The 20,410-nt window shown below is 70.8% G+C and carries 16 protein-coding genes and 1 tRNA gene; 8 read left to right on the forward strand and 9 right to left on the reverse strand.

From position 1 onward, the window contains the following. Nucleotides 1–158 precede the first annotated feature (158 nt). From ACZ45Z_RS11735 to ACZ45Z_RS11745, 3 genes are all read left to right on the forward strand, one after another. Nucleotides 159–1,172, forward strand: a complete 1,014-nt coding sequence (locus ACZ45Z_RS11735) for an SGNH/GDSL hydrolase family protein (RefSeq protein ID WP_468360032.1) — start codon at nucleotides 159–161, stop codon at nucleotides 1,170–1,172. 169 nt (nucleotides 1,173–1,341) lie between these two features. Continuing rightward, nucleotides 1,342–2,562 (forward strand): acetyl-CoA C-acetyltransferase, encoded by a 1,221-nt coding sequence (locus ACZ45Z_RS11740; RefSeq protein ID WP_468360035.1) that lies wholly within the window; start codon nucleotides 1,342–1,344, stop codon nucleotides 2,560–2,562. A 491-nt stretch (nucleotides 2,563–3,053) separates the two neighbouring features. Beyond that, nucleotides 3,054–4,049 (forward strand): hypothetical protein, encoded by a 996-nt coding sequence (locus ACZ45Z_RS11745; RefSeq protein ID WP_468360039.1) that lies wholly within the window; start codon nucleotides 3,054–3,056, stop codon nucleotides 4,047–4,049. Between the two features lie 188 nt (nucleotides 4,050–4,237). On the opposite strand, the gene ACZ45Z_RS11750 is transcribed toward ACZ45Z_RS11745, so the two are convergent. Continuing rightward, complete coding sequence (locus tag ACZ45Z_RS11750; RefSeq protein WP_468360042.1) at nucleotides 4,238–4,582, reverse strand: hypothetical protein; 345 nt, start codon at nucleotides 4,580–4,582, stop codon at nucleotides 4,238–4,240. A 98-nt stretch (nucleotides 4,583–4,680) separates the two neighbouring features. Here ACZ45Z_RS11750 and ACZ45Z_RS11755 point away from each other — a divergent pair, with 98 nt between their 5' ends. Beyond that, a complete protein-coding gene (locus tag ACZ45Z_RS11755) occupies nucleotides 4,681–4,908 on the forward strand; it encodes a DUF4287 domain-containing protein (protein WP_468360045.1) in 228 nt (75 codons plus the stop codon). A 132-nt stretch (nucleotides 4,909–5,040) separates the two neighbouring features. Here ACZ45Z_RS11755 and ACZ45Z_RS11760 read toward each other — a convergent pair whose 3' ends face one another. Further along, nucleotides 5,041–5,928 (reverse strand): Bax inhibitor-1/YccA family protein, encoded by an 888-nt coding sequence (locus ACZ45Z_RS11760; protein WP_468360048.1) that lies wholly within the window; start codon nucleotides 5,926–5,928, stop codon nucleotides 5,041–5,043. 399 nt (nucleotides 5,929–6,327) lie between these two features. On the opposite strand from ACZ45Z_RS11760, the gene ACZ45Z_RS11765 reads away from it, so the two are divergent. Continuing rightward, entirely contained in the window at nucleotides 6,328–9,177 is a 2,850-nt protein-coding gene (locus ACZ45Z_RS11765) for a bifunctional glycosyltransferase/CDP-glycerol:glycerophosphate glycerophosphotransferase (protein WP_468360051.1), read from the forward strand. Then, nucleotides 9,177–10,346, forward strand: coding sequence for a glycosyltransferase (locus ACZ45Z_RS11770; protein WP_468360055.1), 1,170 nt, complete (start codon nucleotides 9,177–9,179; stop codon nucleotides 10,344–10,346). Before ACZ45Z_RS11765 ends, ACZ45Z_RS11770 begins: the two co-directional genes overlap by 1 nt. Nucleotides 10,347–10,606: 260 nt before the next feature. Here the strand turns inward: ACZ45Z_RS11770 and ACZ45Z_RS11775 are convergent. After that, a tRNA-Leu gene (locus ACZ45Z_RS11775) sits at nucleotides 10,607–10,688 on the reverse strand. A 390-nt stretch (nucleotides 10,689–11,078) separates the two neighbouring features. Between ACZ45Z_RS11775 and ACZ45Z_RS11780 the strand changes: the two genes are divergently transcribed. Next, nucleotides 11,079–12,149 (forward strand): right-handed parallel beta-helix repeat-containing protein, encoded by a 1,071-nt coding sequence (locus ACZ45Z_RS11780; protein ID WP_468360058.1) that lies wholly within the window; start codon nucleotides 11,079–11,081, stop codon nucleotides 12,147–12,149. 37 nt (nucleotides 12,150–12,186) lie between these two features. Next, the gene (locus ACZ45Z_RS11785) at nucleotides 12,187–13,215 is read left to right on the forward strand and encodes a methyltransferase (RefSeq protein WP_468360061.1); all 1,029 of its coding nucleotides are present in this window, start codon (nucleotides 12,187–12,189) and stop codon (nucleotides 13,213–13,215) included. A 120-nt stretch (nucleotides 13,216–13,335) separates the two neighbouring features. Here the strand turns inward: ACZ45Z_RS11785 and ACZ45Z_RS11790 are convergent, their stop codons facing one another. The 6 genes from ACZ45Z_RS11790 to eno all read right to left on the reverse strand — a co-directional run bounded on the left by ACZ45Z_RS11790 (nucleotide 13,336) and on the right by eno (nucleotide 20,383). Then, nucleotides 13,336–14,688: a class I SAM-dependent methyltransferase gene (locus ACZ45Z_RS11790; protein WP_468360064.1), complete on the reverse strand. Its 1,353-nt coding sequence runs from the start codon at nucleotides 14,686–14,688 to the stop codon at nucleotides 13,336–13,338. Between the two features lie 201 nt (nucleotides 14,689–14,889). Next, a complete protein-coding gene (locus ACZ45Z_RS11795) occupies nucleotides 14,890–16,281 on the reverse strand; it encodes an NAD(P)/FAD-dependent oxidoreductase (protein ID WP_468360067.1) in 1,392 nt (463 codons plus the stop codon). Between the two features lie 469 nt (nucleotides 16,282–16,750). Continuing rightward, a complete protein-coding gene (locus ACZ45Z_RS11800) occupies nucleotides 16,751–17,692 on the reverse strand; it encodes a Ppx/GppA phosphatase family protein (RefSeq protein WP_468360069.1) in 942 nt (313 codons plus the stop codon). Beyond that, nucleotides 17,689–18,276 carry a DUF501 domain-containing protein gene (locus ACZ45Z_RS11805; protein ID WP_468360072.1) on the reverse strand — a complete coding sequence of 196 codons (588 nt, stop codon included), beginning with the start codon at nucleotides 18,274–18,276 and terminating at the stop codon, nucleotides 17,689–17,691. Before ACZ45Z_RS11805 ends, ACZ45Z_RS11800 begins: the two co-directional genes overlap by 4 nt. A gap of 112 nt (nucleotides 18,277–18,388) precedes the next feature. After that, nucleotides 18,389–18,850 (reverse strand): FtsB family cell division protein, encoded by a 462-nt coding sequence (locus ACZ45Z_RS11810; protein WP_468360075.1) that lies wholly within the window; start codon nucleotides 18,848–18,850, stop codon nucleotides 18,389–18,391. A gap of 186 nt (nucleotides 18,851–19,036) precedes the next feature. Beyond that, entirely contained in the window at nucleotides 19,037–20,383 is a 1,347-nt protein-coding gene (gene eno / locus ACZ45Z_RS11815) for a phosphopyruvate hydratase (protein WP_468360078.1), read from the reverse strand. Between the last annotated feature and the right edge of the window lie 27 nt (nucleotides 20,384–20,410).

Consider the following 20,410-nt stretch of genomic DNA (forward strand, 5'->3'; position numbering starts at 1 on the left):
GCCAGCCTATTGCCCGTCTCCGTCGGAGGCCGCGCGCGTTGCGTTCTGTGCGCCACGGGGCAACAACCAGTTGTGGGAGTTCTTGGCGTTTTCGCTCGCGCGCCCGTCCGGCGGACCGGACGTGGCGCGCCCGCACTGCACGGGGAGGTGCCCGGCCTATGCCGATGACGATGTCCAGGGCGAGGGTGGCCAGGCGGATCGCGACCGCGGCCGCGGTCGGCGGCGGCGGGATCGGCCTGCTCGGTGTCGCCACCGCCGGGGTCCTGCTGACCGAGGTCCGCCTCGCGCGCCGCACGGTCGGCGGCTCCAGCGACATTCCGCCCTGCGCCGACGGCCGCTACGGCGCCGCGTTCGCCCACCGCACCGACCGGCCGCCCCTGCGGCTCGGCTTCCTGGGCGACTCCACCGCCGCGGGCCAGGGCGTCAGCCGCCCCCGCCAGACGCCGGGCGCGCTGCTCGCGTCCGGCCTGGCAGCGGTCGCCGAACTCCCCGTCGACTTCCGCAACGTCGCGCTGCCCGGCGCCCGGTCCGACGACCTGGAGCGCCAGGTGAGCCTGATCCTGGCGGACGGCACCGAGCCCCCGGACGTCTGCGTCATCATGATCGGCGCCAACGATGTCACCCACCGCATGCCGCCCGCGGAGTCGGTGCGCCTGCTGTCCCAGGCGGTACGCCGACTGCGCGACGCGGGCTGCGCGGTCGTCGTCGGCACGTGCCCCGACATGGGCACCATCGAGCCGGTCTACCAGCCGCTGCGCTGGGTGGCCCGGCGGCTCTCCCGCCAGCTCGCGGCCGCGCAGACCATCGGGGTGGTCGAGAGCGGCGGCCGTACGGTCTCGCTCGGCGACCTCCTGGGGCCCGAGTTCGAGGCCCGCCCCCGGGAGCTGTTCGGCCCGGACAACTACCACCCCTCGGCGGAGGGCTACGCCACCGCGGCGATGGCCGTGCTGCCGACGCTGTGCGCCGCGCTGGGCCTGTGGCCGGAGGAGGAGCGGCCGGAGCCCGCCCGCCGCGAGGGCATCCTGCCCGTCGAGCAGGCGGCCGCCCAGGCGGCTTCCGAGAGCGGTACGGAGGTCACCGCCTCCCGCGCGCCGTGGGCGCTGCTCAAGCACCGCAGGCGCCGCCAGCTACCCGATCCGGAGGCGACCGACCTGCCGCCGGTCGCGCCGTGAGCGGTGGGACGCGAGGGCGCGGTGCGGGGCCGGGCGGGCCCGGTCCGGCACGCCTCATAAGCGCGCGCTTAGAAAAGAGGCCCTCATCACAGCGCGCACCCCGTGACCTCAGCACTACGTGCAGGTAACTTCCCTCACAGTCCTGCCTTCCAGCCTCCTTGGAGCCGTGATGCCCGAAGCCGTGATCGTCTCAGCCGCCCGCTCCCCGATCGGCCGCGCCTTCAAGGGCTCCCTGAAGGATCTGCGGCCGGACGACCTGACCGCGAAGATCATCGAGACCGCCCTCGCCAAGGTGCCCGAGCTCGACCCCACCGACATCGACGACCTGATGCTCGGCTGCGGTCTGCCCGGCGGCGAGCAGGGCCACAACCTCGGCCGGATCGTGGCCGTGCAGATGGGGATGGACCACCTCCCGGGCTGCACCATCACCCGTTACTGCTCCTCCTCGCTCCAGACGACCCGTATGGCACTGCACGCCATCAAGGCCGGCGAGGGCGACGTCTTCATCTCGGCCGGTGTCGAGATGGTGTCCCGTTCGGTCAAGGGCAACTCCGACAGCCTGCCGGACACCCACAACCCCCTCTTCGCCGACGCCGAGGCGCGTACCGCCGCCGTCGCCCAGAGCGAGGGCGCCTCCTGGCGCGACCCGCGCGAGGACGGCCTGCTGCCGGACGCGTACATCGCGATGGGCCAGACCGCGGAGAACCTGGCCCGCCTCAAGGGCGTCACCCGCCAGGAGATGGACGAGTTCGGCGTACGGTCGCAGAATCTCGCCGAGCAGGCGATCAAGAACGGCTTCTGGGAGCGGGAGATCACCCCGGTCACGCTCCCCGACGGCACGGTCGTCTCCACCGACGACGGCCCGCGGGCCGGCGTGACGGTCGAGGGCGTCTCCGGCCTCAAGCCGGTCTTCCGCCCCGACGGCCTGGTGACGGCGGGCAACTGCTGTCCGCTGAACGACGGCGCCGCGGCGCTGGTCATCATGTCCGACACCAAGGCGCGCGAGCTGGGCCTGACCCCGCTGGCCCGCGTCGTCTCCACCGGCGTCTCGGGCCTGTCCCCCGAGATCATGGGTTACGGCCCCGTCGAGGCGTCCAAGCAGGCGCTGGCCCGCGCGGGCCTGTCCATCTCGGACATCGACCTGGTCGAGATCAACGAGGCGTTCGCCGCCCAGGTGATCCCCTCCTACCGCGACCTGGGCATCGACCTGGACCGCCTGAACGTCAACGGCGGCGCCATCGCCGTCGGCCACCCCTTCGGCATGACCGGCGCCCGCCTGACCACCACCCTCATCAACTCCCTCCAGTGGCACGACAAGCAGTTCGGCCTGGAGACGATGTGCGTGGGCGGCGGCCAGGGCATGGCGATGGTCATCGAGCGGCTGAGCTGAGAAGCGAAGCTCAGCGCGACCAACAGCTCAGCGCGACCACAAGCACGAGCGGCTGAGCCGAGCCGCTGAGCTGACGCGACCGGACGCCGGCCAAGGGTGTGTGCGAAGAAGCCTCTCCGCACACACCCTCAGCCATCGCGCAGGCACCCACAGCCACCCCCGGTGGCCTGCGTCACCCAGTGACAAGATCGCGACCGAATCCTCGTCGGGATTGTGACCAACGCCCCCTCGGCGCGGCGTTATTGCAGGTCACCCGGGGGTCACCTGGACGTATGAGGCCCTTGGCCCCCTCCATTTCGGGACATACCGCTCCGTGAACGGTCGCCGACCACCGGCAGGCTGATGTAGGAAGTCGGGGGACATTCTGCTATCGGGAGTACGCCAATGAGCGAGCGCATCCAGGGGGTCCCTCCGGCCGACGGCCAGGGGAAGTCCATGAACAGGTGCGCGCCCCGCGCAAACGGGGCCGCCGAGCGAAGTGGGGAGGACGCATGAGCGTCACCACCCTCGTCCTGCCGACGGCCGCCGCCGTCGCCGTCGCCCTGGGCGCCGCCGCCCTGCACACGGCGCGCGGTCTGCGCCGGCAGATCACCGAGCTGCACGCCGAGCTGGTCGCCGCCCGCGCCCAGGCCGCGGCCGACGCCCACGCGGCGGACCGGGCCGCCCTGGCCATCCCCGCCGCCCGGCCCACGCCGGCCGCCGAGAGCCCGCTGGCGGACATACGCGCCGCCGTCGCGGACGCGCTGGCCGAGGAGCGGGAGCGCGAGCTGGCCGAGGCCCGGGCGTTCTGGGCCGCGCAGGAGGCCAGGGACGCCGCCGACGCACCCTCGCTGCTGGGCGGACTGGCCGGCCTCGGTGAGGAGAGCGCGGCGGAGGCCCGCGGCGACCACCGGGACCTGCCCGAGCGGTTCGACGCGGACCGCTACGACGTTGACCGCTTCGAGGTGGACCGGTTCGACGGCCAGCCGTTCCTGCCCCGGCAGGCGGACCTGGCCGGTCTGGAGCCGCTGCTCGGCCCGGAGGCGCTGGAGCCGATGGGCACCCTGGAGTCCGTGGAGGCTCTGGAGGCCCTTGACTCGCCGGAGTTCGAACCGGCCGAGGAGACCGAGTCCGCCGAGCTGGCCGCGGCCCGCCGTCGTCACCCCTCGCACCCGGACTTCTCCCCCACGCCGGTCATCGGCGACCACGAGCGGACCGTCGCGCGCCTGGAGGAGCTGGCGTTCCAGGAGACCCCGCTCGCGGACGTACGCCCCGGCCCCCTGGGCACGCTCGACGTCTACGTCTTCACCGACGGCACCACGCTGTGCCTGACCCCCGGGCACCGCGAGACCGCCGAGAGCGTCGCGGGCGCGCTGCGCGCCGGCCACGCCCCGGTGCTGCTGGGCGGTTCGGGCATCTCGGGCGCCTACGCCCTGACGTTCGCCTGGGGCGAGGGCCCCGGGGAGAGCGTCTACATCCTGGCCGACCGCGTCATCGCCTCGCTCTGACCCGTTCCGGGGCCGGTCGCGGAACGGTCACCTGTCCCGTCCGTCGCGGAGCCGGTGGCGGACCGGCCACACGTCCCGTCCGTTCCGGGGCCGGTGGCGGACCGACCACGCGTCCCGTCCGTCCCATCCGTCCGGCAGCGCCCCGCCGTACCCGCCCGGCGTGGTGCGCCGCACCCGCCCCCGCGCCCTCAGCAGCGCTCCGCCGTCTCCGTGACCAGTCGTACGGCCTCCGCCAATTCCTCGGCGGGGGCCGCTTTCGCGTCATTCGCCCCGGCGGCCGCCGCGGCCCGCAGCGCCTCGACGAGATCGTGGCCGGCCACCGCGAGTTGGTCGCCGGCGGCGAACATCCCAGCGTCCGGCAGCGTGCGCGGTTCCTCGTGGGGGCGCTCGATGTGCTGCGCACGGCGGGCCAACTCCCGGGCGAGCGCGAGCGCTTCGGCCGCGGCGCCGCGGCCGAGGGCGCTCTGCGGCAGCGACCTGAGCCGGTCGGCGAGGGCGTCCACGGCGGTCTGCAAAGGCATCACGTCAAGCACGTGGTGAGCCTATGCGCCACTCCCGGGTGGTTGCCAACGCCGGAACCCTCAGGCACGGTGGGCTGAAGAACCAGCATCGAACGCGTCCGGAGGCGCCGATGTCCCAGCTCTTCTCCGACGAGACCCACCGGAACATGCTCTCCCGTATCCCGCACTGCACCGGCCGGGAAATCTCCGACTGGATCCGCACCGTTGACGAAGGCCCCGCCCTCTTCCGCTTCGACGAAAAGGTGAGCTGGCTCCGCGGCGAGCACAACCTCGCCTACGGACACGCCAAGGCGATCGTCCATGAGTACGACCTCAGGCGCGCCGCCCGCAAACGCTGATCCCCCGGCGCCGCATCACCGGCGCTGATCCGCGAGCGCACGCGCCGCTCATTTCACGCCGAAGGGCCCGCGGGCAACCGCCCACGGGCCCTTCGCTACGCCGGGGCGCCGAAGACCTCCGGCGCCCCGGCGTCAGTCGCCGCGCAGGATGGAGATCAGGCGCAGCATCTCCATGTAGATCCACACCAGGGTCAGGGTCAGGCCGAACGCGGCCAGCCAGGACTCCTCGCGCGGCGCGCCGTAGGCGATGCCGTCCTCGACCTGCTTGAAGTCCAGGGCCAGGAACAGCGCGCCGAGGACCACGCCCACGAGGCCGAAGACGATGCCCAGGCCGCCGCTGCGGAAGCCGAGGCCGTCACCCCCGGCGAACACCATGAACATCACGTTGACCAGCGACAGCAGCACGAAGCCGAGGGCGGCGATCAGCACGAAGCGGGTGAAGCGCGCGGTGACCCGCACGATCCGGGTCTTGTAGGCGACCAGCATGGCGACGAACACCGCCATGGTGCCCAGCACCGCCTGCATGGGCGCGCCGTTGAGCTGCGGCAGTTGGTTGATGTAGCCGCTGAGCGCGCCGAGGAAGACGCCCTCCAGTGCCGCGTACGCCAGGATCAGCGGCGGCGACGGCTTGCGCTTGAAGGACTGCACGAAGCCGAGCACCATCGCTACCAGGCCGGCGCCGATCGCGAAGCCGAGCTGCTCGGTCAGGAACAGCCAGCCGACCGTCGCGCCGGCGATGACCGTGCCGAGCGTCGTGGCCGTGCGCGTGACGACGTCGTCCATCGTCATCGGGCGGGTCTGCGGCGTGTACTGCGGGGGCGCCTGGGTGTGCTGCTGGCCCTGGGCATACGGGGCGGTCGTCGGGTCCTGCGCGTAGGGGTTGCCGCCCTGTGCGTAGGGGTTCGTTCCGGCGTACGGGTTCGCGGCGGGGCCCCCGGCCTGCGGCGGCGCGTTGAAGCCCGCGTAGCCGGTGTCGCGGCTGAACCCCCGTCGCGAGAAGACCGGGTTGCTGCTCCTCATCTCACTCCTCCATGGCCGCCCTGCGCGGCCTTGACGCAAGCGTAATGGCCTGGCAAAGACGCGTCGCTAGTTCTTGAGCAGGATCTTCCCCGGAACTTTGGCTGACGCGTCCGCTACATGGAGTACGTACGGGAGCGCTCAGAGGTGCCCGAACCGGCCGACGAGGGGCGGCAGGCAACCGATCCGGCGCGGGAGCCGTCTTCCCTGGTAGCCGCGATCCGCCCGGAGTGGGCGGTCCGCGCGGATGCCCCGGGGCCGTGATTCGGCCGACCGGCGTGCGCCTTCCCTTGGCACCCACCGGTTACCGTCCGTAATGGCCCGGGCGCGGGCTGCTGCGAACCAAGGGGCAGACAGGGCTATTCTGGCGGAAACAGAAGCGATAAGAGGGTTGAGGTGCCTGTGCCTGACGTCTCAGTAGTCGTCATTGTCTACAACGACGCCGACCGGTTGCCGACCGCTGTCCAGTCCGTACTGGATCAAACGCTCCGGGACGTCGAGGTGGTGATCGTCGACGATTGCAGCACCGACCGTTCCTTCGAAGTCGCGACTCAGCTCGCCCAGACCCATCCCGGGCGGGTAAGAGCCTTCCAACTGCCGGAGAACAGCGGTGCGGGAGGCGAACCCCGCAATGCGGGCATCCAGCACACAACGGGCCGATACGTCATGTTCCTGGACAGTGACGACGTATTGGAACTCAACGCCTGCCGGAATTTCCTGGAGGCGGCGGAGGAGACCGGGTCGGACATCGTGTCCGGCCTGTGCGTCCGGCTGCACAAGGACACCCGCAACCAGAAGCGCGACGAGTGGTACTCCTGGCTGTATTCCACCACGCGCACCCTGGAGTCCGTCACCGAGCTGCCGGACCTTTTCGTGTGGGACACCCTGTCCACGAACAAGTGCTATCGCCGTGAATTCCTGATCGAGAACAATCTCCGCTTCCCCAAGGGGATGTTCTACGAAGACCTGATGTTTATCGCCGACGCTTATCTGGCGGCGCAGCGCATCACCCTGATCCCCAATCAGGTCTATTTCTGGCACGTACACGAGCGGGCCGCCGTGAAGTCGGTGACGAACCGGCGTCACGAAATGACCAACTACGCCCACCGGCTGGAAATCCACAGGCGAATCGACGCGCTGCTGGCCGAGCGCGGGCTGACGGAAATGAAGCTCGCCAAGGACGTCAAGTTCCTCAAGCACGACCTGGTGCTGCATCTGCGGGACCTGCCGTTCCGGGGCGAGTCCTACCGCCGGGAATTCGCCGAGCTGTCCCGGGAGTACCTCGCGAGCATCGCCCCCGAGGCGTACGACCACGTCCAGCCGATCCAGGCCATCTGCGCGTACCTGCTCCAGCGGGGCGACTGGGACAACCTCATCCCGGCGGTCGACACGCTCATCAACCGCGACAAGGTCTCCTCGCCGCTCGCCGAGCACGAGGGCCGGATCTACTGGTGCGGCGGCCATTTCGACGACGCCTTCGGCCGCGACCTGCTGGACGTGACCGATCTCGGCTACCACGAGAAGCCGGTCGACAAGCTGTTCCTGCGCAACCAGCTCACCGACTTCAGCGAGGTCGGCACCACGGTGTCGCTGGCCGGCCGGATCACCAATCCGCTCGGCGTCATCCCCGCCGGCGCGCGGCTGACGGGCGAGCTGGAGTTCCGCGCCCGCCGCCGCAGCCTGCAGTCCTTCCGCTTCCCGGTGCGCGTCCTGCGCCACGAGGGCGACGCCGTCCACTGGGAGACCACGGCCGACCTCACCGCGCGGCTGCGCCCGCTGGGCATCGTCGACACCATCTGGGACGTACGCCTGCGCCTGGACGTCGACGGCGTGCCCACCACCACCCGCCTGAGCGTCTGCGACACCGAGCTGGCCGGGGACCCGCTGCCGGTGCGGCCGCTGCTGACGCGGATGGTCGCCGACCACATCGAGCCGCACGTCTCCGCACGGGGCCACCTCGCGTTCCGCCTGCTGAGCGAGACCCGCAACGCCGAACGCGTCCAGGAACTCATCGCGCGCGGCGTGCGGGGCAGGCCCGGCACGCTCGCCAAGGCCGGGTACCGCAAGGCGAAAGCGCTGCGCAAGACCCTCACCTCCGGCGACAGCAAACTCCGCGTGTACCACGAGGTGTTCAGCCGGCTGCCGATCAAGAAGCGCACCGTCGTCTTCGAGAGCCATCTGGGCAAGCAGTACAGCGACAGCCCGCGCGCCCTGTACGAGGAAATGCGCCGGCAGGGCCTGGACTTCGAGGCGATCTGGTCGTACTCCGGCTCGCCCAAGGACTTCCCGAAGGACGCCACCTTGGTGCGCCGGTGGTCGCTGCCCTATCTCAAGGCGCTGGCGCAGGCCGAGTTCTGGGTGGACAACCAGAGTTATCCGCTGAAGCTCACCAAGCGCCCGGAAACGACCTACCTCCAGACGTGGCACGGTTCGGCCCTGAAGAACATGGGTTTCGACCAGCCGTCGCTGAAGGCCACGACGCGGCAGGAGCAGGCGGAGCAGCAGCGTTCCCTGGATCGCTTCGACCGCTTCCTGATCCGTTCCGAGCACGATGTGCGCACCCTGGCCAGGGCGTTCCGGCTCAAGGAGAAAACGTTGCTGCGGGTCGGGTATCCGCGCAATGACGCCCTGGTGCGGGCCCGGCAGCGGGAGGCGGAACTGGGGCGCCGGGAGCGCGGCGCGCTGGCGGCGGAGCTGGGGATCGACGACGACAAGACGGTGCTGCTGTACGCGCCGACGTTCCGCAAGGCGGGCGGGCGGCACGGCCGTTTCGAGTTGCCTTTCGACGTGGAGCGGTTCGCCGACGAGTTCGGTGACCGCTACGTCCTCCTGGTCCGTTCGCATTACCTCAATCACGTGGTGCTGCCGCCGACCGTGCGGGGCCGGGTCATCGACGTCTCCGCACGCCACGACGTGACGCCCGTCCTGGCCCTGGCCGACGGCCTGATCACGGACTATTCGTCGGTGATGTTCGACTACGCGCTGCTCGACCGGCCGCTGGTGTTCTTCACGTACGACTACGACGAGTACGTCCACGAGGGCCGCGGCACGTATTTCGATCTGCTGGAGCACGCGCCCGGCCCGGTGGTCCGTGACGAGGACGAGTTCTACGACACCATCAAGTCCTTCGAGACGCACGCCCTGGAATACGCCGCGGCCCGCCGGGAATTCGTGGCCAAGTTCGGGGAATACGACCGGGGCGACGCGGCCCGGAGCATCGTCGATCAGTTCTTCGCGCAGTGGAGCCGTTGATGACCAAGCCGAACGCAGCCCAGCCGCGGGACATCTTCTTCGTCTCCAACAGCGTCAACGAGCTGGGTGGCATCACCAGTTGGTCGCACCAGATGGCGCGCCTGTTCAGTGAGCGCGGTCACCGGGTGCACGTCGTCGGTGTGGTGCCGCCGCCCGAGGGGCGGGTGCACGAGCTGGCCGCCGACCTGCCGTACGCGACCACCACCCTCTACGACGAGCATCCGCCCGGCGTCCGCCCCGTGCGCGGGCTCAAGGACAGGCTGAACATCGTCGAGCAGCGCCGCCGCGCCGCCCGGGAAGCCGGTATGCGGCAGCAGGCGGCGAAGCTGAGCGCGCTGTTCCGGTCGGCCCGGCCGGGCGCGGTGGTGATCGTCACGCAGGTGTGGGCGATGGAATGGGTGGCGCTCGCCGACACCGCCGGTCTGACGGTGATCGGCATGAGCCACGAGTCGTTCGCGACCTGCCGCAAGTCCTCGCGTTTCCAGCGCGTCAAGCGGTTCTACAACGACGTCGACCGGATGTTGACCCTCACCCGCGAGGACGCCGACCACTGGATCCGCCAGCGGCTCGACAACGTCGGCTTCATGCCGAACCCGCTGCCGTTCTTCCCCGAGGTGCCCTCCGACCGGTCGGCCAAGTGCGTGGTCAGCATCGGCCGGCTGCACGAGGAGAAGGGCGTCGACCTGCTCCTGGAGGCGTGGGCGAAGGTCGCGCCGCGGCACCCGGAGTGGACGCTGCGGGTCTACGGCTCGGGCGAGGAGGAGGCGGCGCTTCGCAAGCAGGCCGCGGAGCTGGGCATCGCCACCTCCGTGGAGTGGAAGGGGCGCACCGGCGACGTCCCCGGGGCGTTGCGCGAGAGCGCGGTCTTCGCCCTGAGTTCGCGCGGCGAGGGCTTCCCGCTGGCCCCCATGGAGGCCATGGCCACCGCCGTGCCCTGTGTGGCCTTCGACGTGGCACCGGGCGTCCGCGAGATCATCTCGGACGGCATGGACGGGTTCCTCGCTCCCCCGGGCAACATCACCGAATTCGCCCGCCATCTCGACACGCTGATGTCCGATCAGGACCTCCGCGACCGCATGGGCGAAGCGGCCCGCCAGAACATCCAGCGCTTCTCCACCGACGAGATCGTCACCCGCTGGGAGAACCTGTTCGCCCTCATCGAGCGCTGACAGGACGACACCCCGAACCACCGAGGAGCCGCCGGCGCGTGCCGGCGGCTCCTCGCGCTTCCTCACATGACCTCCGCGACGCACGGACCGGGCGGTCACGAGAACGGTGCGGGCGCGGTGCGGGCGCGGTGCGGGAGGTGGCCGTGCGCTCCGCCCGGCGGGTCGATCACCGGCGAGGCGGGAAAATATCCGGTGCACGCGGAGATTTGCGTTTCGGTCGAACGTTCAAGCAAAATTCACAGCGGCTGCCTCAGCGGCTGTGCCCGGAGCCGGACTTGAACCGGCACGGCCCGAAGGCCAGCGAGGTTTAAGCTCGCCGTGTCTGCATTCCACCATCCGGGCCTGGGGTCCCCCATGCCACCTCAAAGAGGGCAGCACGAGCGTAGCCCGCAGTGCACGAAGCGGATCGGCCGCTCATCCCGAGGTTGTCTTATTTTATTGGCAACTGAGTGTGCATCAGCGACCGGTACAGGCCGTCGGCACATGCCTGAAGCCTCACGTCGGGGTTGTACGGCGCGGCGAAATTCGGGCCCGAATTGACGGAAAGTCGCCCTCCGCTCGTCGCTCACACGGCGCACGCCCGCGCCACCCCTCCCGGGCATCCGGACCGGATCCCGCCGGGGCACCCGCCCGACCCCGGCGCGGTGGGGGCGTTACCCGAGCGGAGCACTCACGGTGCCCATTCGGTGACCCCGTGTAGCGATCCCGGGTGATCGCCCATAGCTTCGCCTCATGAGGACACGACAGAAGATGTACGTGCTGGGCGTCGCGGCCGCCATGCTCACCGGCGTGGGCGCCGCGCCGCCGACCGCGCGGGCGGACCGGTACGTCGTCCATCCAGGAGAGTCGATTCAGCGGGCGGTGGACGCGGCACGGCCGGGAGACACCGTCATCGTGGCGCCCGGCACCTACCGGCAGAGCGTCCGGATCACGACGCCCGGCCTGACCCTCGCGGGAGCGGGCGGGCGGACCGTGATCGAGCCGGCCCGGCAGTCCGCCGCCCGGGCCGCTGACGACTGCGGGCAAGCGGGCCACGGCATCTGCGTCGTCGGCACCGCGGGCCACCGCCTGCCGCACGTCAGCATCCGCTTCCTGACGGTGTCCGGCTTCAAGAAGAACGGCATCTGGGCCACCCAGACCGACCGGCTCCACGTTTACAAGGTGCGGGCACGCAAGAACGGCCAGTGGGGCATCGCCCAGGAGGAGTCCACCCGGGGCAGGTTCGTGGAGAACGCCGCCGTCGACAACGGCGACGCGGGCATCTTCCTCGCGAACACCGTCGACAGGGAGGGCGGGGCCATCGACACCCAGGGCGCGGTGATCAGGGAGAACCACCTCATCGGGAACCGGATCGGCGTCACCGTCCGGCGCGCCCGCCACCTGACGGTCGATGAGAACGAGATCACCCGCAACTGCGCCGGTGTGTTCGTCGTGGGCGACGAATCGCTCCCCAGGGCCGGCGCCCTGGAGGTCCGCGCCAACGCGGTCTACGAGAACAACAAGCACTGTCCCGGAAACTCCCGGCTGCCCTTCCTCCAGGGCTCCGGCATCGTCCTGACCGGCGCCGAGAAGACCCTGGTGCGGGACAACTTCATCCGCGACAACGTCGGCGCCTCACCGCTCTCCGGCGGGATCGTCCTCTTCCGCAGCTTCGTGAACGCCCGCAACGAGAACAACGTCATCAGCGACAACGTGCTGTTGGACAACGAGCCGGCGGACCTGGCCAACCGTGACACCGGCGGCGCCGGTAACCGCTTCGTCCGCAACGTATGCCGGTCCTCGGAGCCGGCCGGCCAGTGCTGACGGGCCCGTGCCCCGCCACCCGCAGAATCGAGGCGTCATGACCACCGTGAGCCCCCCACCGCCGCCGGCCATGCGCCTGCGGGAGCTGGTCTTCGGAGCCGCGTGCGCGGCGGCCGTACGCGCGGCGGCCAGACTCGGCGTGGCCGACGCCCTGGGCGACGCGCCCGCCACCGCGGAGGAGCTGGCCGCCGCGGTGACCACCGAGCCGCGGCCCCTGCTACGGCTGCTGCGCGCCCTGTCCTGCTACGGGATCTTCGAAGAGACCGGGGACGGGAAGTGGGTCCACACCGAGATGTCCCGACTGCTGCGGGAGGACGCCCCCGACAGCCTGCGCTACATCTCCCTGTGGTGCACCGAACCCTGGACGTGGCAAGCCTGGCCACGGCTGGACGAGGCGGTGCGCTCCGGCCGGAGCGTCTTCGACGACCTGTACGGCAAGGGCTTCTTCGACTACCTCCACCAGGACGCCAAGGACTCCGCCCAGATCTTCAACCGGGCCATGACCACCTCCAGCAGGCAGTCGGCCGAGGACATCGCCGAACTCCTCGACCTCACCGGCATCACGTCGGTCGCCGACATCGGAGGGGGCCAGGGACACGTCCTGGCCGGTCTCCTGGAGAAGCACCCCGCCCTGGAAGGCGCGCTGCTCGACCTGCCGGACGTCGTCGCGCACGCCGATCCCCGGCTGCTGGACGGCGGCCCGCTCGCCCCCCGCGTGCGGATCGTCCCCGGCGACTGCCGCGCCGCCATCCCGGTCCGGGCCGACCTCTACATCATCAAGAACATCCTGGAGTGGGACGACGAGTCCACCGCCACGACCCTGCGCAACGTCGTCGCGGCCGCGCCGCCCGGCGCCCGGGTCGTGATCATCGAGAACCTCGTCGACGACAGTCCCTCGATGAAGTTCACCACCGCCATGGACCTGTTGCTGCTCCTCAACGTCGGCGGCGCCAAGCACTCCAAGGAGAGCCTGGTCAGCCACATGCGGGACGCCGGTCTGGTGCTGCGCGAGATCCTGCCGGTCAACGCGTATCTGCACGCCTTCGACTGCACCGTCCCCGCGTGACCGCGCGCCTTCCACGGCACCGTCCCCGCGCGACCGCACGCCCCTGATGAGCGGCGGCCGGGCGCCGGCTTGCGGATGCGTCCGCCGCCGGCGCCCGGCCCGTGCCTCGGCCCGGCGGTGTCAGTCCCGCCAGGTCCGTGCCCGCAGCGGCATACCGGACGCGCCGGATTCCGGCGTGCGCACCGCGAGCACCTGGTTGACCCCTATGCGGTTGCGCTCGAAGGACAGCGCGCACGCGACCATGTAGAGCCGCCACACCCGCGCCCGCCCCGGGGTCGTCAGCCGCACCGCCTGTGCCCAGTGCTCCTCCAGGTTGGCCACCCAGTGGCGCAGCGTCAGCGCGTAGTGCTCCCGGATCGCCTCGACGTCCCGGACCTCGAAGCCGGCGTCCTCCAGGGCTCCCACGGTCCTGCCGATCGGGGCGAGTTCGCCGTCCGGGAAGACGTAGCGGTCGATGAACTCGTCGACCTCGTAGGCTTCCTCGTCCGCGAGCGGGCGGCGGGAGATCTGGTGGTTCAGCAGCCGCCCGCCGGGCTTGAGGAGGGCGTGCAGCGCGGTGGCGTACTCGGCGTACAGCGCGCGGCCGACATGCTCGGCCATGCCGATGGAGGAGATCGCGTCGAACGGTTCGTCGCGGATCTCGCGGTAGTCCTGCACCCGGATCTCGATCCGGTCGGCGAGCCCGGCCTCGGCGATGCGCTTACGCGCGAACGTCGCCTGCTCCTCGGAGAGGGTGATGCCGACGGCGCGTACGCCGTACTCGCGCGCCGCGTGCAGCACCATCGAGCCCCAGCCGCAGCCCACGTCCAGCAGCCGCTGGCCCTCCTTCAGGCCGAGCTTGCGGCAGATCAGGTCGAGCTTGTCGCGCTGGGCGTCCTCCAGCGTGACGGCCGATTCCCGGGCGCCTTCGGTGGTTTCGGCGGTCGCGGGGCTCTCCGCGGTCGGCCAGTAGGCGCAGGAGTAGACCATGGACGGGCCGAGCACCAGCGCGTAGAAGTCGTTGCCGACGTCGTAGTGGTGGCTGATGGCCGCCTTGTCGCGCCGCAGGGAGTGCAGCGGGCCACGGTGCGGCCGGGCCTCCTCCGCCGGCGGCGCGGGCGGGAGCGGGACGCCGACCAGGGTCAGCAGTTCCTTGGCGGCGGCCCGGACCTCGGGGCGGGCCACGGCGCGCAGGGCGGCGCGGCGCGGCTTGTCGGCGGCGGGGCCGCGCTCCCAGATCAGTTCGGCCAGCAGGTCGAGTGCTGCGTAGAGATCGCCCTCGATGTCGAGGTCCCCGGCCACCCAGGCGCGGGCCAGGCCCAGCTCGCCCGGTTTGAACAGCAGGCGGCGCAGCGCCCTGCGGTTGCGGATGACCAGTAGGGGTGCTCCCGGAGGGCCTGACTCGCTGCCGTCCCAGGCGCGGAGACGCACCGGGAGCGGGGCTCCCAGGACCTCCTCGGCGAGCTTGGTGAGCCGTCCAGCGGCGTCGGCCATGTCGCACACCTTTCGTGTCCACGAGCGGGCGAACAAGTTTCACCCACCACGTAAACCCCAAGTGGGCGCCGATATAGTCCCGTTCCTACGTAAGGGAACAGCAAAACGCCCGTTGTCCGCCAGAGCGGACACGCCGAAGGGCGCCCGCCCCACGGATGGCGGACGCCCTTCGGGCTGGCCGGAGCACTCCGGCCGGAGGTGTCAGGAAGCCTTGGCCTTCGGCTTGTCACCGGAGCCGGCCGTTGCGGCCGGCGCGGGGGCCGGCTTGGCCGCCTCGTAGAACTCCTCGCGCGGGTTCTCCATGGCGCCGAGCGAGACGACCTCGCGCTTGAGGAACATCGCGAGGGTCCAGTCGGCGAAGACCCGGATCTTGCGGTTGAACGTCGGCATCGCCATGCCGTGGTACGCGCGGTGCATGTACCAGGCGAGACGGCCCTTGAGCTTGATCTTGGTCTTGCCCAGGACGATCATCGCGACGCCCTTGTGCAGACCCAGACCGGCGACCGCGCCCTTGTTGGCGTGGCTGTACTCCTTCTGGGGGAAGCCGCGCATCCCGGAGATCACGTTGTCGCCGAGCACCTTCGCCTGCCGCAGCGCGTGCTGCGCGTTCGGCGGGCACCAGGCGTTGTCGTTGCCGGCCTTGCGGCCGACCAGGTCCGGCACCTGCGCGTTGTCGCCGGCGGCCCAGATGTAGTCGGTGCCCTGCACCTGGAGGGTGGCCTGGGTGTCGACGTGGCCACGCGGGCCGAGGGGCAGACCGAAGCGGGACAGCGCCGGGTTGGGCTTGACGCCGGCGGTCCACACGATGGTGTTGGAGTCGACCTCCAGGCCGTTGTTCAGCACCACGTGGCCGTCGACGCAGGAGTCCATGCCGGTCTTGAGGTAGACCTCGACACCGCGGCCCTCGAGGTGCTCCTTGCCGTAGGCGCCGAGCTTGGGACCGACCTCGGGGAGGATCTTGTCCGCGACGTCGACCAGCAGGAAGCGCATGTCCTCGCGCTTGACGTTGCTGTAGTACTTGGCCGCGTCGCGGGCCATGTCCTCGACCTCGCCGACGGTCTCCGCGCCCGCGAAGCCGCCGCCCACGAAGACGAAGGTCAGCGCCTTGCGGCGGACGTCCTCGTCGGTCGTGGAGTCGGCCTTGTCCAACTGCTCCAGGACGTGGTTGCGCAGGCCGATGGCCTCTTCCACGCCCTTCATGCCGATGCCGTTCTCGGCCAGGCCCGGGATCGGGAAGGTCCGGGAGACCGCGCCCATCGCGATGACCAGGTAGTCGAAGGGCAGCTCGTACGCCTCGCCGACCAGCGGGGCGATCGAGGCGACCTTGCGGTCCTGGTCGATGGTGGTCACCCGGCCGGTGAGCACCTCCGCCTTGGGCAGCACGCGTCGCAGCGGGACCACGACGTGGCGGGGAGAGATGCTGCCGGCCGCAGCTTCAGGGAGGAAGGGCTGGTACGTCATGTACGAGCGCGGGTCGACGACCGTGACAGTCGCCTCGCCGTACCGCATCTTCTTGAGGATGCGGCGTGCCGCGTACAGGCCTACGTACCCACCGCCTACAACGAGGATCCTGGGACGCTCCGTGGTGCTCATGCAATCGAGTATCCACCCCCACATGGGGGGTCGCTCGTGAGCCCCTTCACAAGCACCTGGGGACCATCTGCTACACTCCGCCGGCTTCGTGACCGACGCCATAGCGCCGTAAGGGAACCACGGTGTAGGGCGAGGCGTTGGAGACCCCTGTTGATCAGGGATTGTGGGCTCTCGGCGGGCCGAACCGGACCCCGCCGATGGACGCCCGCAACGGCCCCGAACCCGCGTGTTCTCCGGGTCCGGGAGAGCTGCGACCTTCGAATGAGGGACGCCGGGCCACTTTCTTCGCCCATCCGGCGGCTTTTTCATGTGAAGGATTTCACGAACTTTCTCGCCGGGGTCCCGCGCCGGGCCCTTTCGGGGCCCCGAAAGGGCGCTCAGACGGCGAGCTGCGCGCTCGAAAAGCCACTCGTCGAGGGCCGTTGCCCGGCGGCCGGAGACCGCCGGGCACCCCCTGGCACACGGTGCCTCAGACCAGGCTCCAGGCGATCCCGTCGAGGATGTCGTGCTCGCTGACGACGACCTCCCGGGCACCCGTCCGCTCCATGATCGCCAGCAGGACGAGCGCGCCCGCGCCGATCACGTCGACCCGGCCCGGGTGCATGACGGGGATGGCCTCCCGCTCGGCGTGCGTGGCGGACAGCAGGTCGCCGGTGATCCGCCGGACCTCCGCCAGCGGGACGCGCGAGTGGTGGATCGCCGCGGAGTCGTAGCGGCTCAGCCCCAGCGCGATGGCGGCGACCGTGGTCACCGAGCCCGCCAGGCCCACCAGCGTCGCGGCCCGGCCCAGCGGCACGGTTTCCTCGGCCCGGTCCAGCGCCTCGGCGATATCGGCCTTTATCGCGTCGATCTGAGCGGCCGTCGGCGGATCGGTGATCCGGCCGTCGTGCAGCAGATGCCGCTCGGTCATCCGCACGCAGCCGACGTCCACCGAGCGGGCGGCCTCGACGGACTCGCCGCCCAGGACGAACTCGGTCGAACCGCCGCCGATGTCGACCACCAGATAGGGAAGTTCGAGCCCCGAGTGGCCGGTCAGCTCCTTGGTGGCGCCGGTGAAGGAGAACTCCGCCTCCTGGTCACCGGTGATCACCTCGGGCTCCACGCCCAGGATGTCCACCACCCCGCGGACGAAGTCCGCGCGGTTCTCGGCGTCGCGCGAGGCGGAGGTCGCCACGAACCGGATCCGCTCGGCACCCAGCTCCTTGATCACCCCGGCGTACTCCCGGCACGCCTCGAAGGTGCGCTCCAGCGCCTCGGGCGCCAGCCGGCCGGTGCGGTCCACGCCCTGGCCCAGCCGGACGATCCGCATCCGGCGGTCCAGTTCCGTCAGCTCGCCGGTGGCCGGGTCCGCGTCCGCGACCAGCAGCCGGATGGAGTTCGTACCGCAGTCGACGGCGGCGACCCGCTTCACTTGGCCTCTCCCCCGGTGGCGTCCCGGCCCGGCCCGGCCTCCTGGCCGGCGGTGTCCTCGGCGGTGTCCTGGCACGGCGTCACGCACGGCCCCTTCCGCCACCATTCCGGCAGCATGGCCAGGGCCTCGTCACCGAGCGGGTTGACGCCCGGTCCGGCCGCGAGGGAGTGGCCGACGAGTACGTGCAGGCACTTGACCCGGTCGGGCATCCCGCCCGCGCTGGGGAAGCCTTCGAGCACCTCGATGGCGTCCCGGCGCCGGATGTAGTCCTCGTGGGCCGCGCGGTAGGCGGCGGCCAGCTCCGGGTCGTTCGCCAGCCGCTCGGTCATCTCCTTCATCACGCCGTTGGCCTCCAGCGTGCCGATCGCGGAGGCCGCGCGCGGACAGGTGAGGTAGTACAGCGTGGGGAAGGGCGTGCCGTCCTCCAGGCGCGGCGCCGTCTCGACGACATCGGGCTGCCCGCAGGGACAGCGGTGCGCGATGGCGCGCAGGCCGCGCGGCGGGCGGCCGAGCTGCTGCTTGAAGGCGGCGATGTCCGCGGCGGTGGGCTCGGTGGGCTCGGTCTGGGGCGGGGCGGTGTCCATGTGCACTTTCGTGAAGGTGAAGGGGCCGGTGAAAGGGAGGGGGCCGGTGGGGCGGGCGGGGAGCTCGGGGCCGGGCGTACAAGGAAAGACCGTACGCGCGTGACGCTACGCGCTACCGCCTGTCGGCGGAGTCGACCCCGTCCCACAGATTCTCGTACCACGGGCGCTGCGTCGCGGCGGGACCCTTTTGCACCGTGTTCAGGGCCTCGCCACCGGAGCCGTCCTGGACGATGAAACCGGTCTCGCCCGGCATGACGTAGTGCAGGTGCCGGCGGGCCTGCTGGCGGACGTACGCCGGGTCCTGCCAGCGGGCCTTCTCGTCGCGCAGCCGGTCCAGTTCCCGGGCGGCCTCGCGGGCCTCGCGGCGCTGGTCGGTGATGTCCGAGCGCTGGGAGACGTACTGCCGTATCGGGTAGGCGAGGGCGACGACCAGGGAGCACAGCACCAGGGCGAGCAGCGCGGCGCGGCCGGTGAGGCGGTTGCGGCGGGGCGGCCGGGCGCGGTTGACGCGGGCGGCGGCCTGCTCACCGAGCGCCTTGAGTCGGGTCGCGGTCGAGAACCGGTCCGCGGGCACGTCGCCTCCTCTTCCAGCCATGACGCCTGCCGCGACGACCGGCGTCGTGAACCAGGTGCGTCCCCGGCGACGGTACGGGACCGTCGCCGGGGACGCACGAAAAGGCTGGACGACCGAGCCCGGCGTTCAGCCTTGCCGTGTCGATCGGGGCGCCAGGGGGTCACCCCCTGTGCGCCCGCTGATCAGTCAGTTGCCGGTGCGGAACCGCGGGAAGGCGGAGCGGCCGGCGTAGACGGCGGCGTCGTCGAGGATCTCCTCGATGCGCAGGAGCTGGTTGTACTTGGCGACGCGCTCGGAGCGGGCCGGGGCGCCGGTCTTGATCTGGCCGCAGTTGGTGGCGACGGCGAGGTCGGCGATGGTGACGTCCTCGGTCTCACCGGAGCGGTGCGACATCATGCACTTGAAGCCGTTGCGCTGGGCCAGCTCGACGGCGTCCAGGGTCTCGGTCAGCGAGCCGATCTGGTTGACCTTCACCAGCAGCGCGTTGGCGGAGTTCTCCTCGATGCCGCGGGCCAGGCGCTCGGGGTTGGTGACGAACAGGTCGTCGCCGACGAGCTGCACCTTGGCGCCGAGCTTCTCGGTGATGACCTTCCAGCCGGCCCAGTCGTCCTCGAACAGCGGGTCCTCGATGGAGACGAGGGGGTAGTCGGCGACGAGACCCTCGTAGTACTCCGTCATCTCGGCGGCCGAGCGGTCCTTGCCCTCGAACTGGTAGGCGCCGTCCTTGTAGAACTCGGAGGCGGCGACGTCCAGCGCGAGCGCGATGTCCTGGCCGGGGGTGTAACCGGCCTGCTTGATGGCTTCGAGGATGAGGTCGAGGGCCTCGCGGTTGGAGCCGAGGTTCGGGGCGAAGCCGCCCTCGTCGCCCAGTCCGGTGGAGAGGTTGCGCTCCTTGAGGACCTTCTTGAGGGTGTGGTAGACCTCGGCGCCCCAGCGCAGGGCCTCGGAGAAGGACTCCGCGCCGATCGGGGCGATCATGAACTCCTGGATGTCCACGTTGGAGTCGGCGTGCGAGCCGCCGTTCAGGATGTTCATCATCGGGACGGGCAGGACGTGCGCGTTCGGGCCACCGAGGTAGCGGAACAGCGGCAGGTCGCTGGCCTCGGAGGCGGCGTGCGCGACGGCGAGGGAGACGCCGAGGATGGCGTTGGCGCCGAGGGAGCCCTTGTTGTCCGTGGCGTCCAGGTCGAACATCGCCTGGTCGATCAGGCGCTGCTCGGTCGCGTCGTAGCCGACGAGCTCCGGGCCGATCTGCTCGATGACGGCCAGGACGGCCTTCTCCACGCCCTTGCCCATGTAGCGGCTCGGGTCGCCGTCACGGAGCTCGATGGCCTCGAAGGCGCCGGTCGAGGCACCGGACGGGACGGCGGCACGGCCCGTGCTGCCGTCGTCGAGGCCGACCTCGACCTCGACCGTGGGATTACCTCGCGAGTCGAGAATTTCGCGGGCTACGACGACGTCGATGGACGGCACGTTGTCTCCTTCATGGGTGTCTGGAGTTCTGCAGCACGAGCCTAACGGGCCGGGGCGCATCCGTTCGCCCTCGGCCCGCTCAGTGGG

This window comes from Streptomyces sp. NPDC031210, assembly GCF_055570395.1.

Excerpts from the sequence above, each read along its gene's own strand:
- ACZ45Z_RS11770 (WP_468360055.1), top strand. The coding sequence starts at position 9,177 with ATGACCAAGCCGAACGCAGCCCAGCCGCGGGACATCTTCTTCGTCTCC.
- ACZ45Z_RS11745 (WP_468360039.1), top strand. The coding sequence starts at position 3,054 with ATGAGCGTCACCACCCTCGTCCTGCCGACGGCCGCCGCCGTCGCCGTC.
- ACZ45Z_RS11795 (WP_468360067.1), bottom strand. The coding sequence starts at position 16,281 with ATGAGCACCACGGAGCGTCCCAGGATCCTCGTTGTAGGCGGTGGGTAC.
- ACZ45Z_RS11760 (WP_468360048.1), bottom strand. The coding sequence starts at position 5,928 with ATGAGGAGCAGCAACCCGGTCTTCTCGCGACGGGGGTTCAGCCGCGAC.
- ACZ45Z_RS11740 (WP_468360035.1), top strand. The coding sequence starts at position 1,342 with ATGCCCGAAGCCGTGATCGTCTCAGCCGCCCGCTCCCCGATCGGCCGC.
- ACZ45Z_RS11755 (WP_468360045.1), top strand. The coding sequence starts at position 4,681 with ATGTCCCAGCTCTTCTCCGACGAGACCCACCGGAACATGCTCTCCCGT.
- eno (WP_468360078.1), bottom strand. The coding sequence starts at position 20,383 with ATGCGCCCCGGCCCGTTAGGCTCGTGCTGCAGAACTCCAGACACCCAT.
- ACZ45Z_RS11790 (WP_468360064.1), bottom strand. The coding sequence starts at position 14,688 with ATGGCCGACGCCGCTGGACGGCTCACCAAGCTCGCCGAGGAGGTCCTG.
- ACZ45Z_RS11785 (WP_468360061.1), top strand. The coding sequence starts at position 12,187 with ATGACCACCGTGAGCCCCCCACCGCCGCCGGCCATGCGCCTGCGGGAG.
- ACZ45Z_RS11805 (WP_468360072.1), bottom strand. The coding sequence starts at position 18,276 with ATGGACACCGCCCCGCCCCAGACCGAGCCCACCGAGCCCACCGCCGCG.
- ACZ45Z_RS11735 (WP_468360032.1), top strand. The coding sequence starts at position 159 with ATGCCGATGACGATGTCCAGGGCGAGGGTGGCCAGGCGGATCGCGACC.
- ACZ45Z_RS11780 (WP_468360058.1), top strand. The coding sequence starts at position 11,079 with ATGAGGACACGACAGAAGATGTACGTGCTGGGCGTCGCGGCCGCCATG.